Annotated in this window: 17 protein-coding genes; 13 read left to right on the top strand and 4 right to left on the bottom strand. The window is 70.6% G+C overall.

Annotation, left to right across the window (positions count from 1 at the left end):
* Positions 1 to 104 precede the first annotated feature (104 nt).
* The 5 genes from ACZ5VC_RS15675 (at position 105) to ACZ5VC_RS15655 (ending at position 4434) form a co-directional block, all read left to right on the top strand.
* Positions 105 to 1601, top strand: a complete 1497-nt coding sequence (locus ACZ5VC_RS15675; RefSeq protein WP_469120582.1) for a DEAD/DEAH box helicase — start codon at positions 105 to 107, stop codon at positions 1599 to 1601.
* A gap of 49 nt (positions 1602 to 1650) precedes the next feature.
* Entirely contained in the window at positions 1651 to 2055 is a 405-nt protein-coding gene (locus ACZ5VC_RS15670; protein ID WP_469120581.1) for a CBS domain-containing protein, read from the top strand.
* Positions 2056 to 2112: 57 nt separating this feature from the next.
* Positions 2113 to 2418: an SCO5918 family protein gene (locus tag ACZ5VC_RS15665; RefSeq protein ID WP_469120580.1), complete on the top strand. Its 306-nt coding sequence runs from the start codon at positions 2113 to 2115 to the stop codon at positions 2416 to 2418.
* Between the two features lie 824 nt (positions 2419 to 3242).
* A complete protein-coding gene (locus tag ACZ5VC_RS15660) occupies positions 3243 to 3581 on the top strand; it encodes a helix-turn-helix domain-containing protein (protein WP_469120579.1) in 339 nt (112 codons plus the stop codon).
* 232 nt (positions 3582 to 3813) lie between these two features.
* Positions 3814 to 4434, top strand: a complete 621-nt coding sequence (locus ACZ5VC_RS15655) for a hypothetical protein (RefSeq protein WP_469120578.1) — start codon at positions 3814 to 3816, stop codon at positions 4432 to 4434.
* 118 nt (positions 4435 to 4552) lie between these two features.
* Here ACZ5VC_RS15655 and ACZ5VC_RS15650 read toward each other — a convergent pair whose 3' ends face one another.
* Entirely contained in the window at positions 4553 to 5077 is a 525-nt protein-coding gene (locus tag ACZ5VC_RS15650; protein WP_469120577.1) for a DUF5994 family protein, read from the bottom strand.
* Positions 5078 to 5354: 277 nt separating this feature from the next.
* Here ACZ5VC_RS15650 and ACZ5VC_RS15645 point away from each other — a divergent pair, with 277 nt between their 5' ends.
* From ACZ5VC_RS15645 to ACZ5VC_RS15625, 5 genes are all read left to right on the top strand, one after another.
* Complete coding sequence (locus ACZ5VC_RS15645; protein ID WP_469120576.1) at positions 5355 to 5915, top strand: DUF5994 family protein; 561 nt, start codon at positions 5355 to 5357, stop codon at positions 5913 to 5915.
* A 4-nt stretch (positions 5916 to 5919) separates the two neighbouring features.
* Positions 5920 to 6144: a hypothetical protein gene (locus ACZ5VC_RS15640; protein WP_469120575.1), complete on the top strand. Its 225-nt coding sequence runs from the start codon at positions 5920 to 5922 to the stop codon at positions 6142 to 6144.
* Positions 6145 to 6259: 115 nt separating this feature from the next.
* Positions 6260 to 6523, top strand: a complete 264-nt coding sequence (locus ACZ5VC_RS15635; RefSeq protein WP_469120815.1) for a hypothetical protein — start codon at positions 6260 to 6262, stop codon at positions 6521 to 6523.
* Positions 6524 to 6535: 12 nt separating this feature from the next.
* Entirely contained in the window at positions 6536 to 6808 is a 273-nt protein-coding gene (locus tag ACZ5VC_RS15630) for a hypothetical protein (RefSeq protein WP_469120574.1), read from the top strand.
* Positions 6809 to 7018: 210 nt separating this feature from the next.
* A complete protein-coding gene (locus ACZ5VC_RS15625) occupies positions 7019 to 7186 on the top strand; it encodes a hypothetical protein (RefSeq protein WP_469120573.1) in 168 nt (55 codons plus the stop codon).
* Between the two features lie 134 nt (positions 7187 to 7320).
* On the opposite strand, the gene ACZ5VC_RS15620 is transcribed toward ACZ5VC_RS15625, so the two are convergent.
* Positions 7321 to 7935, bottom strand: a complete 615-nt coding sequence (locus ACZ5VC_RS15620) for a dihydrofolate reductase family protein (protein WP_469120572.1) — start codon at positions 7933 to 7935, stop codon at positions 7321 to 7323.
* Between the two features lie 338 nt (positions 7936 to 8273).
* On the opposite strand from ACZ5VC_RS15620, the gene ACZ5VC_RS15615 reads away from it, so the two are divergent.
* Positions 8274 to 9059, top strand: coding sequence for a hypothetical protein (locus tag ACZ5VC_RS15615; RefSeq protein ID WP_469120571.1), 786 nt, complete (start codon positions 8274 to 8276; stop codon positions 9057 to 9059).
* A gap of 132 nt (positions 9060 to 9191) precedes the next feature.
* Here the strand turns inward: ACZ5VC_RS15615 and ACZ5VC_RS15610 are convergent, their stop codons facing one another.
* The gene (locus tag ACZ5VC_RS15610; RefSeq protein WP_469120814.1) at positions 9192 to 10409 is read right to left on the bottom strand and encodes a L,D-transpeptidase; all 1218 of its coding nucleotides are present in this window, start codon (positions 10407 to 10409) and stop codon (positions 9192 to 9194) included.
* Between the two features lie 72 nt (positions 10410 to 10481).
* Positions 10482 to 11126 (bottom strand): hypothetical protein, encoded by a 645-nt coding sequence (locus ACZ5VC_RS15605; RefSeq protein WP_469120570.1) that lies wholly within the window; start codon positions 11124 to 11126, stop codon positions 10482 to 10484.
* A 188-nt stretch (positions 11127 to 11314) separates the two neighbouring features.
* Here ACZ5VC_RS15605 and ACZ5VC_RS15600 point away from each other — a divergent pair, with 188 nt between their 5' ends.
* Together ACZ5VC_RS15600 and ACZ5VC_RS15595 are read left to right on the top strand one after the other, a co-directional pair.
* Positions 11315 to 12580: a helix-turn-helix domain-containing protein gene (locus ACZ5VC_RS15600; RefSeq protein ID WP_469120569.1), complete on the top strand. Its 1266-nt coding sequence runs from the start codon at positions 11315 to 11317 to the stop codon at positions 12578 to 12580.
* Between the two features lie 691 nt (positions 12581 to 13271).
* Positions 13272 to 13457 carry a plantaricin C family lantibiotic gene (locus ACZ5VC_RS15595; protein ID WP_468709202.1) on the top strand — a complete coding sequence of 62 codons (186 nt, stop codon included), beginning with the start codon at positions 13272 to 13274 and terminating at the stop codon, positions 13455 to 13457.
* Positions 13458 to 13520 lie beyond the last annotated feature (63 nt).

Here is a 13520-nt window from a genome sequence, read left to right as displayed (position 1 = left end):
CAGATGCGCTTTCGCGTTCCATTCGGCCCATTCTTGCAATTCTCCGAGCGGCTCATTCGCTGCGGGAAATTCCTTGATATGCGCCGCATCGAGGAAGGTTCCGTATGAACCGCACACGCACGAACGACCGCTTCTCCCGCACGCGGAATGGCCGTACCGGCTCCGCACAGGGTGGCAGCCGCCTCGGCTCGTCGGCCCGCAGCAGCTCCGGCGGGGCAGGCCGCTCGGGCGGCTACGGCCGCCGGACCGCCACTGTGCAGGGTGAGTTCGCACTCCCCGAGACGATCACCCCGGCGCTGGCCGCCGTCGAGACGTTCGCCGATCTCGACATGCCCCCGCAGCTGCTCGCCGCGCTCGGGGCCGAGGGCGTGACCGTGCCGTTCCCGATCCAGGGCGCGACCCTGCCGAACACCCTCGCGGGCCGTGACGTTCTGGGCCGCGGCCGCACCGGCTCCGGCAAGACGCTCGCCTTCGGGCTGGCGCTGCTGGCCCGTACCGCCGGTCGGCGCGCCGAACCCCGCCAGCCCCTTGCCCTGGTCCTCGTCCCCACCCGCGAGCTGGCGCAGCAGGTGACCGACGCGCTCACTCCGTACGCCCGCTCGCTGAAGCTGCGGCTGACCACGGTCGTGGGCGGCATGTCGATCGGCAGGCAGGCGGGCGCGCTGCGAGGTGGTGCCGAGGTCGTCGTCGCGACCCCGGGCCGGCTCAAGGACCTCATCGACCGCGGCGACTGCCGGCTGGACCAGGTGCGCATCACCGTGCTGGACGAGGCCGACCAGATGGCGGACATGGGCTTCCTGCCGCAGGTCACCGCGCTGCTCGACCAAGTGCGTCCCGAGGGGCAGCGGATGCTGTTCTCCGCCACCCTGGACCGCAACGTCGACCTGCTGGTCCGCCGGTACCTGACCGATCCCGTCGTGCACTCCGTGGACCCCTCGGCCGGCGCGGTCACGACGATGGAGCACCACGTGCTGCACGTCCACGGCGCCGACAAGCAGGCCACCACGACGGAGATCGCCGCCCGTGACGGCCGCGTGATCATGTTTCTCGACACCAAGCACGCCGTCGACCGGCTCACCCGGGACCTGCTGGGCAGCGGCGTACGAGCCGCCGCGCTGCACGGCGGCAAGTCACAGCCGCAGCGCACCCGCACGCTGGCGCAGTTCAAGACCGGGCACGTCACCGTGCTGGTCGCCACGAACGTCGCCGCCCGCGGCATTCACGTCGACAACCTCGATCTCGTCGTCAACGTCGACCCGCCGACCGACCACAAGGACTATCTGCACCGTGGTGGCCGTACCGCCCGCGCAGGCGAGTCCGGCAGTGTCGTCACCCTCGTCACCCCGAACCAACGACACGGCATGGTGCGCCTCATGTCGGATGCGGGCATCCGCCCGCGGATCACTCAAGTCCGGTCCGGCGAGGCCGAACTGAGCCGCATCACCGGTGCCCAGGCTCCTTCCGGCATCCCGGTCGTCATCCCCGCACCCGTGGCCGACCGCCCCAAGCGCGCCGCCGCCTCCCGCCGGCGGCGCGGCCGGCCCTCGCAGGTGACGCGCGGTACCGCCCAGCGCCGGTCCGCCTTCGGCTCGGCCGCCTAGGACCTTCGTACGCGGATCGACAACCGACCATTCTCTGCTGGAGGCATGTGTGACACCGGTTCAAACGCAGCCCCACCCCACGAGCACCACCTCAACGAACAGGAACGTGGTCGAGGCCTTGGACGAGGCCGGACCGCAGGTCTGGGGCGATATGACCGTCGAGGTGGCCCTGTCCGTCATGGCCAGTGCCCGCGCCGGGCACCTGCTCCTCTGCGACGAGGACGGCCGGTGCACCGGTCTGGTCACCCAGACCCAGCTCACCGCCGCCCGCGAGAGCTCCTCGTACACGGACCGTGTCCGCCTGCGCGACCTCCTCGGCGACCACGGACCGGTCACCTCGCCTGTGACCAGGCCGGCCGGGGCGGAGCACGCGATGCGCCACAGCCGGTTCGCAACGCTGCCCGCGGCCGGCGGGCAGGCCTGCACCACAGGCGTCCTGAGCCTCTCCCGCTGAACCGCCCCAACCCCGGCGGCCCCCTCTCCACCCCTCCCCTTCTCCCTGTGAGGCCCTATGCGCTGCGTCATCGCCCGCTTCCCGTTCGACCTGACGAAGAGCGGGGTGCTGGAAACGATGAAGGGTGTGAAACCAGAACCGGTGACGGGAGAGTCCGTGACCATCGGACGCCGCCAGTACCCCGTCAAGCAGGTGGGCGCGGTCATCACCCGTCAGGACCGTCGTGATTTCAGCGCCGGTGAAGTCGTCCGGGCCATGACCCTCCTCGGCTTCGTCTGCCGACCGGGGCCCCAGGCGGCGCCCACGTACGTCAGCCCGATGCAGCAGGCGTCCGCCCTGCTCGGCACTCCCGCGCCGGTCTGACCGGCGGGGAGACGCAAGCCGCACCTGAACAGCAGTGAGGGCCCGACCGGAACGTTCCGGTCGGGCCCGACGTATGTCCGCCCCTCGCCTACTGGAGGGGCAAGGAGTATTGCCTGATCGTCAGATACGAAAACCTACAGCGGCCAGAGTAGACATTCGGCTGTGGTGTGGTTATGGTTTCTCTCGTAGCCAAGATCGAGGAAGGCCCGGCAGAGATGAACTGCCGGGCCGCAGTACACGAGCAGTTCGCAAGGACGGTGCGGTGGTGGAGTCCCGAAGCCATGGTTGTCGCAGGAAGGCGACGGGACTGACGGCCGGACCGGGTGGCCCGCGGTGATCAGGGGCCGCCGTGAGGAGTAAGTGCAGTTGCAGTTCCGTAGGTGCAGTTCGTAGTACCAGCAGTGCGGTAGTCAGTGGTTCCTCAGTGAAGGCGTCGGGCTGCGGGCGCGCGTGCTGAGGGTCGGCAGTGGGGTTCCAAGCCGGACGGACGCAGGATGGCGAGGGGTCGGCTGTCGAGAGGGTGGCGCTTTCCCAGGCCACCGGCAGTTGCAGTAAGTGAGTTGGTTCAGAGGAAGAACGGAGGAGTTGAGCACCATCGGGATCGCCCGGGCGGAAGTCCTTTTCCCCCGGGTACCGCAGGACATCGATAGGCAGGTGGTCTCCGGTCACACATCCGCGATCCCCGCACCCCCGACCCCGTATGGGGCGGCCGTGCGGACACAGTAGGCCGGCGCAGTACTGAGGCCGGCAGATGGTGCAGTTCCTTCGGGGCCCTGGTGCCGTACGGCACCAGGGCCCCTCCACGCGTTCCGCAGAGAGGTGAGATGACAGCGGACGATCCGATCGGCCGTCTCGAAGACGACGACTACCCCGCCTACACGATGGGGCGGGCGGCTGAGATGCTCGGCACCACTCCGGGCTTCCTGCGCGCCCTCGGCGAAGCACGGCTGATCACCCCCCTCCGATCCGAGGGCGGTCACCGGCGCTACTCCCGGTACCAGTTGCGCATCGCCGCCCGCGCCCGGGAACTCGTCGACCAGGGCACCCCCATCGAGGCCGCCTGCCGCATCATCATCCTCGAAGACCAACTCGAGGAAGCCCAGCGCATCAACGCCGAACACCGCCGCTCCGCGGCCGAACCGCACCCGCCGGCCACGGCCTGAGGTGAGCGTGGCCGCCGGAGCCGGCGGACACCACATGCCCGCGCGGCCCGGATCCTTGCCGGGCTGCCACGGTCAAGGCGTGGAAGACCTCGGGGAAGCCGAACCCACGAGGTGGCCCCGGAAGGCGATGCCGGCATCGCCGGACACGGCCGGTTCCGCCGCCCCCGTGAACTCCGGTCCACGCCATCCGCCGCCAATTGGGCGTGGATACGTCGTGTAACGCCGGCTCACCATGGGCACGATCAAGGCTCCCGAGCAGGCTCCTCCGCTCGCCTACGCCCAAGGACCGCCGATGCTTCCCGAGTTCCGCTCCCACGCATCCGCCCCCCTCGCACATCAGCTGGAACATGGATTGGGCCTGACTCCGCACCTCGAGGCAGGCCGTCTCGACGTGGGGCGCGTCGCCGATATCGCGGTGGTCGCAGCGGCCCACTCCGACGGGTACGCCGCCACCGCGCACCTCCTCGGCCTGTTCGCGGCGCTCCCCGCCCCCACCGAGGCAGGCGAACACTTCTGGTCCGATCTGTGGAGGTCCTCGGGCACCGCCTACCTGCTGCCCGGCAACATCAAGGCGCTGGTCCTGCGTTCCCTGGCCGGAGAGGGCGCCGGTCTGGCCCGGCAGATCCTCTCGGCCGTGGACGAGATGACCCCGCCCCAGCGCATGGCGGCCGGGGAGGTGATCGGACAGGCACTCGCCGAGTCCGACCATCTGCCCGACCTCAAGACCCAGGTCATCGGTGAACTATGGCTCCGCGACCTCGAGCTCACCGCCTGGCGCATCGTGCACGCGGACCACAAATCGGCCAACCTCGAGGGGCGGAAAGCCTTCCTCGACGCCTGGACGAACGTCTGAGCGCCCGGGCTTCTCGGTCTGTCCTCCACGCCCGTGCCGACCTGAGCCGTTCACGCGGGCCGGGTGCGAGCCGTCCCACGGGCGGTCGCGGCACGACCGAAGCGCCCAAACGGCTTCCTCACCCTTCGCGGCGTTCCTGGCCCGTCCGAGGCTCTTCGGCGGGAATCGTGTGTGCTCGCCGGGTTCCGGTCTCGATGAGGATCTGTTCGGCCTGGGTGACATTGTCGGCCCGTACGGCTCGGGCCATCGCGGCGCGTGCCGCGTCAGCCGTCGCGTGCGGCGGGACCACGAGCAGGGAGAAGTGGTCCCGGTCGCCGCGAGTGATGAGGACGGTGTCGTCACCGACGGCGAAGGAGTCGAGGTGCACGATGCGGTCGTCGACGATCAGGCGGGTGGGCAGTTCCTCCCAGGCGCCGGTGTCCAGGCCGACGCGCGTGACCGGGCCGAGATGCTCGGTCAACGCGGAGATCAGGCCGGGAAGCTCGGTGCCGATGTCCCGCGAACGCGGCCACCAGGCGCCGTCGAGGATTCCCTCGCGGGCATGTGTCGTCTCCAGCCTCAACAGCACCGTTCCGGGCCTCACGGCATGGTGAATCTCGTCCGGCAGCAGCTGGGGGTCGCGAAGGTCGTCGGAGTCGGCCATGGTGTGTGCCCCTCTGGGGGAGTTCGGCGCGTCCGCCGAACGAAGTGACCTCGTCTTCTCACCGTACTCCGCCGACGACGCGCAAAGGCTCCGCGCCGACGGATCCCGGCGCGGGCTCCCCAGGAAAAATGCCTGGTCATACGCCCGCCGCAGACCGACATCCGGAGTAGAGTTGAGACACCGGGAGTACTTCGTACGCCAGCTCCGATGCTGGTGCCGTTTCCGGTGAGCAACAACACCGGGACGTCGAAGACGAGCCCGGAGGCGGGTTCGCGTCATGACCGCGACCATTGAACGTACAAGCATCACCGAGCGGCCCGTGCTCTCGCCACCGGCCCGACTTTCCCTGGTCCCCGCGGGGTCGGTTCCGGGGCTCCTGGACGGTGCCTGGTGGCCCCGCTCCCGCGACCTCTCCCGTGAACTCCCCGCCCTCACGGACGCCCTGGACGCGCCTTGGGGCCGGGTCACCCGTGTCACGGTGAACCCCTCCCACTGGCCCGTGATCCCGCGCAAGGTGCCCGTGACCGGGCACACCGTGCACGTGGGCTGGTTCGCCGACGAGCAGGACCCGAACAAGCTGATCATCCTCTCCTACACCAGAGGCCGCATGGACCTCCTGGTGATCCCGCCGGAGACCGACACGGCTACAGCCGCACGGCTGATGACCGCCGCTGCCGTTCCGGGGGCCCTCCTCACCGCCAGCAAGCTGCTGGACGACGACTCGGTCCGCGAGGGGACGGCGGCCCGAAGCCGGGAGGAGGGCTGGGAGACCGACGGCGGCTCCGGCTCGGCGGGCGGGAGCCCGGCCGGGCTCCTCGACTCCGCCCGAGGGAGGTGAGGACGTGGAAACCATCATCACCGTGGCCCTGATCATCGCCATGATCGGCCTGGGAATGATCCTCATCCACCGGCTCAACGCACAGCACGAGGGAAGGATCGCTGCCTTCCGCTACAGCGAGGCCCTGCCGGGAATCGGCCGACTGCGCGGGAAGAACCGACGACCGGAAGAACCCGCCGGATCGCCCCCGGTCGACGATCACGAGCAAGGTGCCGGGGGTCGCGGATGACCTCGGCACTTCCCGACCGGAGAGGCTGGGCGTGCCCCGACGACCGGAGGCGGTGGGCGTGGCGCGCCGACGTCACGCCCACCCCACGCACGTCTCCCCGATGAACGAGGTCACCATGAAGTCACCGGAAGTGCCCGCTCACGGGTACGCCGACGTGCGCATCGTCGCCTCGTCCCCCGAGACCGCCCGGCAGGTCGCGGAGGTTCTCCGTCGCTGCTTCGCCGCCACCGAACAGCGCAGCTACCCCGTCGACACGGTGAACGGCGGAACGCGCCTCCACCTCACCGTGGATACCACCCACGCGGCAGAGCCCGCGCGATCCTGGCTGGCCACCAGTCAGTCCTCCGAGGACGACCGTCAGCAGACGGACGAAATCTGAAGCGGTGCACCCATGGCAACACTGCGCGAGCGGAAGAACTACCGCGATGCGATCATGAAGGCTCTGTACGAGGCCACGGAAGGCAATCGGCTCCTTGGCGTCGCCGGGGCGAAGCTCCGCGACGATCTCGACATCCCCCAGCAGGATCTGGCCGCCGCCTGCACGTATCTGGCGGGCGAGCGGCTCATCACGGTCGACTGGGAGCGGGGAAACACACCCGCGATGGTCACCCTCACCCACCAGGGGATCCGGCTCATGGAGAGCGAGGAGGAGGAAGGCGGCTGACGCCGGTCGAAGGCCGTTCCCGGGTACGGAGAGGCCCGTACCGGCATGAAGAATCACCCATGCCGGGAATGCGCACGAGGCTTAGCATGAAAGTGGGTCGTATCGGCACACTGTCATGTGCCGCCGACCCGGAAGGGCGGTCCCGGTGGGTACGCGCCGGGGTTGTTGCGGCGGCGTCGTCACGCCCGCAGGCGAGGGAGGTGTCTCGGTATGGCATTCCTCCTGTTCCTGCTACTCGTGGCCATCGTCCTGGGAATCATCGGCGCGGTGGCGGAGGGCCTGATCTACCTTTTGATCATCGGCATCGTGATCGTCGTGGCCGAGGTGGTGTTCGTCGCAGTGCGATCCAGGAGCTCAGGCCGACGCCGCGCCCGATGACACCGCTTCGTCGGTGGACAGGGGTCCGATGATGGCTCGTGGTCGGCGTCGCCCCCCTGTGGAGGACCGGTTCGACGACGCCGTGGCCGAGCTTCGCCGCGTCACGCGGCGGGACCTTGGTGTGGCCCGATGACCTACCCCTCGGATTGGGGCAGATGGGCCTTCGCATCGGTGTAGGTGGCGTCGGCGGGGGGTTCCGCCGGGGTGTAGATGAGGCTCAGTACGCCGGTTCGGAAGGTCTCCGACGAGAGCAGCTGCAGAGGGATCGGGCGCTCGCCCTCGTCGAACAGGCGCATGCCCTTGCGGACGGCGATCGGGTGGACCAGGAGGTGGAGTTCGTCCAGCAGGCCGGCGGCCAGGAGTTGGCGGACGACCGAGACCGAGCCGCTCATGCCGATGTTTCCGCCCGGTTCTTTCTTCAGGGCCGTGACGGCTTCGACGAGGCCGCCTTCGAGCTGTTCGGAGTTGCGCCAGGTGAAGTCGAGTTTCCGGTGCGACGCGACGATCTTGCGGGCGTCGCCGAGCTTCTTGGCGAAGGCGGCGTCCTCGCCCCCGGCCGCCTCGCGCTCCGGCCAGGCTCCGGCGAAGCTGTCGTAGGTCGTGCGGCCGAAGAGGACGGTGTCGGCCGCGCCGAGGGTCGCGTCGACGGCGGCGCCCATCTCGTCATTGAAGTAAGGGAAGTGCCACTGGTCGGGCGCCTCCACGACCCCGTCGAGCGAGATGAACAGGCCGGCAGTGATCTTCCTCATGATGGTCCTCCGGGAGAGGTGGTCGGCGGGCTCTACGCAGGGTGAGACCGCGGCGGCCGGACGAACTCATCGGTGGTGTCGCGTCCGCGGCGTGCGTAGTGCCGCATCGGTACCCAAGGAGAGTTGTCGGCGGCCGCCGGTCGTGGGCCGACGCGGCGGCGGTTCGCCCGGACGGCGGAGGAGCCGCGGACCGGCCGCGTCGCCGTGGCTAAGTACCGTTACCGCACAATGACATAAACACACTTTATCGGTCGAGCGGGTGACGAAATGTCAGGTTTGCTCATCTTTAGCTTCTGAATGGGCAGATGAAGTCCCAACCTTCCACCCCAGGAGACCGAATGCCTGCCACATCCCGCGCCCTGACCGCAACCGCGATCGTCTCCGCTCTGCTCATGGCCGTTCCGGCCCACGCGGCAGCGGCCGAGCGCAGTGCGCTTCCCAGTCATCAGTGCACCGTCAACGGTGTTTCCGCGCCTCCCGGTGACACCGTCTTCGGCACCGACCGCAACGACCGCATCGAGTGCGAGAACGACATCGAGAACGTCACGGTGTGGGGCGGCGGCGGCGACGACTACATCCGGATCAAGGGTCTGGTCGTCGACTCGCAGGTGCTCGGCGGCGACGGTGACGACACCATGCAGACCAGCCACCTCCTCCCCCGCGAGGGGTCCAGCTCCGTGCGTGGCAACGCCGGTGACGACACCATCACCGTCGCCACGGTCCGCGGTACGAGCGAGCACGGCGCCGCCGTCTACGGCGACATGGGCAGCGACCGGATCACCGTCGGGAGCGTCCACGGCACCCCCGGCGACTACCAGCGCGGCGGTGGCCAGGTGTTCGGCAACGACGGCGGCGACTACATCGTGACCGGCGTCATCGACTTCGGCGGCCGTGTCCTCGGCGGCAGCGAAAACGACACCGTCGAGGCGAAGGGTCTGGCCGTGGAGGCCGGGGGAGTCATCCAGGGCGGCCCCGGCAAGGACCTGATCCGCGGCAAGGGCGGCGCCGACCTGCTCGCCGGCCCCGGCTGGGGCGTGGTCGACGGCGGCCTCGACACGGACACCTGCAAGGTGAAGCACGCTTCCCCCGAGCGCGCGCGCAGCACCATCGCGTCCTGCCCCTGATCCCCCCGGCGGCCCGTGACTCCGGGCCGCGCCCCACGTCGAAGAGGGCGGGCCGCGCCGCGGCCCGCCCTCTGCGCGTCCCACCCCCCGGGCCGCCCCCGTGAGCCGGCCCGCCCGGGCGGGAACGGCTGCTCAGCGGTTCAGGGCGCTGAGCCCCCGCCACTGGTCGAAGCTGAGGTTCCAGTCGCCGAACCCGTTACCGGTGGCGACCGTCGCCCGGGTCGATCCGTGGACCTTGATGACGTCACCGCGTACGGCCCGGTCGTAGAACCACTTGCCGTCCGCCTCGGACATCCCCACGCAGCCGTGGCTCTTGTTGACCCGGCCGAAGTAGCCCTTGCCCTCGTTCCAGGGGGCGGCGTGGGTGTAGGTGCCCGAGGTGGTCATGTGCACGGCCCACGGGACCTCCTTGTCGTACGGGTCGTCGATCCTGACCGACCGCGAGGTCATCCGTACGAGGGCCTGCTTGCCCAGGACGACCATGGTGCCGTTCCAGGTCGGGTAGTCGGGTGCCCCGCCCGATATCGGGATGACCCTGGTCGTTCGGCCGTCCTCGGTGACGGTCATGGTGTGCTCGCGCAGGTCCACCTCGGAGACGCGGGCGGTGCCCGTGGTGAACGTGGTGGTGACGTCCCGGCGCAGATAGCGGCCGGGGCCGGTCTCCACGCCGCTGAGCTCGGCGACCATCGTGACCTTGGTGCCCTTGGCCCAGTAGGTCCGGGGCCTCCAGTCCACCCGTTCGGTGCCGGTCAGCGGGTCGCGGGCCCAGCCCCACGCCCCCTCGGTCCTCGGAGTGGTGGTGACCGACAGCCGCCGCTCGACCGCCGCCCTGTTCTTCACCGGGATGTCGAAGGCGATCGACACCGGCTGTCCGACGCCGACGACCGTGCCCCTGGCGGGTGTCACGGTCACGCCGTTGCCCCGGTCAGCGGCCGACGTACGGAAGGTGCTCCGGGCCCGGGCCGTCGTGCCCTCCGGGTTCACGGCGGTGGCCTCGACGACGTACTCCGTCCCCGGGGTCATCGTGCGGTCCGACTGCCACGTGCGCCGGGGAGCGTCCCAGGCACCGGTCACCTCGACGCCCTCGCCCCGGGCGGGCTTGACCACGACAGAGGTCAGCGTTCCGCCGGCGGCCACGACCTCCACGACGTCGGCGGGGTTCACGGACTCGCCCCGCGTCCCGGCAGGGGCGATGGTGATGCCGGCAGGGGCTGCGGCGCCCCGCTTCCCGTCGCCGAGCCGGTTCGTGTTCTTCGGGCCGTCCGTCGCGCCGGAGAAGCCGCATCCGGCCAGCAGGACGATCCCCAGGAGCGGGACCGTCAGGGCACGCAGAGCGCGCCCGGGACACATGGTGGTCACTGAATTCCTTGCCAGTGCGGGGTGTCGGTGTGGGGAGTGGAGGGTGGTCCGGGACCGGCCGGCTCAGCGGTAGAGCTTGTTCACCGCCGTACGCGTGGTGGTCGTGAACGCCTTCACCGGGGCGTCCGCCAGATCGCCCAGCTGCCCCCACCGGACGTAGGTGACCGTGCGTCCGTCACGGCCCACGGAGAACAGGCCGATGTCCGTGCTGCCGACCTCCGTGTCCTCGGTGTCGAGGCTGTAGACGTACGCGCCGTCCTCCGCCGGCACCCTGCCGTGGTACGCGCCGCTCGCCCGGACCGTCGGGTACTGCCGCTCGATCCGGTCGGCGCAGGTGGCGAACGCCCGGCGCAGGGCCGTGACCAGCTCGGCGGCCTTTGCGGGCGTCGCGGCGACCGTGGTGATCTGCACGCCGCCGGTGTCCAGTTCGGTACGGAAGACGCGGTGGCTGGTGCCGGCGGCCGGAACGACACCGGGAGCGCAGAACGGGCCGCCCTCCGGAAGGCCCTTGGTCACCCTCCCGGCCGTCCACGGGGTGGAGGACGGGGGCATCTGCGCCGCTGCGAGGAAGGCCGGCGCCGCGGCCGGGCCGGTCGGGGCCGGCGCGGAAACCGGGGCGGCGGCGGCCGGGTTGAGCGTGGCGGCGCCCAGGGCGAGGCCGGCCGCGGCGACGGTGGCGACGGTGAGCGTGGTGCGGAAACTGAACATGGACGGCATCCCCCGATGCGACGGTGACGAGACGCTGATCAGCTTCGGAGCAGTACCCCGGCCCGCGCAATGCCGACGCGACCGCTTGGGACGGTGGAACCATTCCACCCCAGATGATGTGGGGACATGTGGACGGGGTGGAACGCCGCCCGGGACGGAAACAGGGGCGGGACGGGAGCGGGGGGCGTATGCGCACGGGGAAGGAAGCCGAGGTCGAGGAGTTCGCGGAGCGGCTGCGCGGCCTCAAGGACCGCTCCGGCCGCAGCTACGGGGCTCTGGCACGGCGGCTGGACGTGAGCGCCTCGACGCTGCACCGGTACTGCTCCGGCGAGGCGGTACCGGCGCGGTTCACGCCCGTCGAGCGGCTGGCGCGGCTCTGCGGAGCCTCCGCGGAGGAACGGGTCCAGCTGCAGCGGCTGTGGATCCTGGCGGACGCGGTCCGGCGGCCGCAGACGCCCCCGGCCGCTGCTACGGCGCCCGCCACCGCGCCGACTCCCGCCCCTTCAGCCGCCGCGCCACCGACGCCCGCCCCTTCAGCCGCCGCGCCACCGGAGCCTGAGCCCTCGACGGTGCCCGCGACTCGGGAACCCGCGTCCGAGGAACCCGCGACCGAGGAACCGGCCTCCGTACCGCCGGCCCGCCCACTCCGCCGCCGCTGGGCCGCGCTCCTCGCCGCCGCCGCCGCGGTCGCCGCCGCCGTCACCGCCACGGTCACCCTGCTGTCGCTCGGCCCCGGCGCCGGAGCCGCCCCCGCCGAGGGGGCCGGCAGCGAAGGCACCCGGCGTGCCCCCGGTCCCTCAGTCCCTCCGTCGGCCGCCGCCCCCGTCGACCTGCCGTTCACCTGGAGCGCCACCTCCGACGTCTGGCAGAGCGGGTGCGGCCACGAGTACCTGATCAACCGCGGTCCCGAGCAGGTCCCTCCGCCGCCGGTGGAGCAGGACTCCAGGCCATGGGTGAGGGCAGTCGGCGCGGTCCACGGCCGGGACACCAATGTGCGTGTTTCCGTCCAGGGCCGGTCCGAGAGGACCGTCGTCCTCCAGGCGTTGCGCGTACGGGTCATCCAGCGGGACGGGCCCGCGAAGGGGAGCGCCTACCGGATGAGCAGCGGGTGCGGAGGCGCGCTCACGCCGCGTTCCATCGATGTGAACCTCGACATGCCCCGCCCGCTCGCGCGTCCGGTCGCCGGTTTCGACGCAAGCTCGGGGACGACGATCCCGGCGGTCTCGTTCCCGTACACCGTGACGTCCTCCGACCCGGAGGAGCTGCTGGTCACGGCGCGGACGTCGACCTGCGACTGCCGCTGGTACCTGGAACTGGAGTGGAGCAGCGAGGGGCGCTCAGGCACGGTGCGGATCACCGACGAGGGCAGGCCGTTCCGCACCAGCGGCACCAAGGGAAGGCCGATGTACGAGTACATGACGACCGAGCACCGCTGGATCGGCGTGGAGAGCTGAGCGGGGTCTCCACCCCGGAGTGGGCGACGGCGCCGAAGGCGATCGGCCTGCGTCCGATGGACCGCGTCCCCTTCGGGTGCGGCGCCCATGCAGTGGTCGCCCGATGCCAAGCAGCGCTACTTCGACAGCCGTCACGCCCTTAGCGAAGAGGTGGACAACCTCGCTCCGCGAGCCACCGAAGATCCGGACCAGCACCTGAGGCCAGCTAGCCCGAGCCGGCCAACGTCCGCCCCGCGACTCGCGCACACAAGCCGCTCGCGTCAGGCTCAGGAAGTTCGGCCATTCCGCAACTTCCGACAGCCCGGCTCACCAGTAGCGGCGACGAAGTCGAGCGTCTCCAGGCGGGCGACGGTCTCCCAGTCGCGGGCGGCATCTCCGGCGGGTGTCGTGGCGGCGGACTGAGCGGGCCCGCGTACACGCCTTCACCGACCCGGTGAAGCACGGCGTCACGGACACCGCGGCCCCGGTCCCGGCCGCGCTCTCCGTGCCTCTCGCCGGCCCTTTCCCATACCTCTCCCCGTCCGTCCCCTCCCCCGCCCCCTCCCGCGAACAGGTCCCCAGGAGGGGAGAGAACCCGCCCGTGGGCGGGGGTGCGCCGCGCCGCCGGTCCCTAGCGTTCAGGAGGTCAAGATCAGTACGGAACGGCCGGCCCACGGGCCCGCCGTCCGTCCGTGTGAAAGGTGTGAGCCACATGGCGAACCCGAACGTCGGCATCCTCGAAGAGATCACCGACCAGAACCTCGACGCCGTCAGCGCCGCCGGTCAGGGCTGGGGCACGGTCCTCTCGTCCCTGAGCTGCTACGGCGCCAGCTACGTCCTGGGGAACAACGGGAACTTCTGCACTGCCACCTCCGAGTGCCAGAACAACTGCAAGTGACCGAATGACGCCGGGACCTCCCTCCCGGCGTCACCTCATCTCCCCGCCCTGGACCCGGTATTC

It is taken from the genome of Streptomyces sp. NPDC033174 (assembly GCF_055577795.1).
This window is presented reverse-complemented; position numbering and strand designations above follow the sequence as displayed.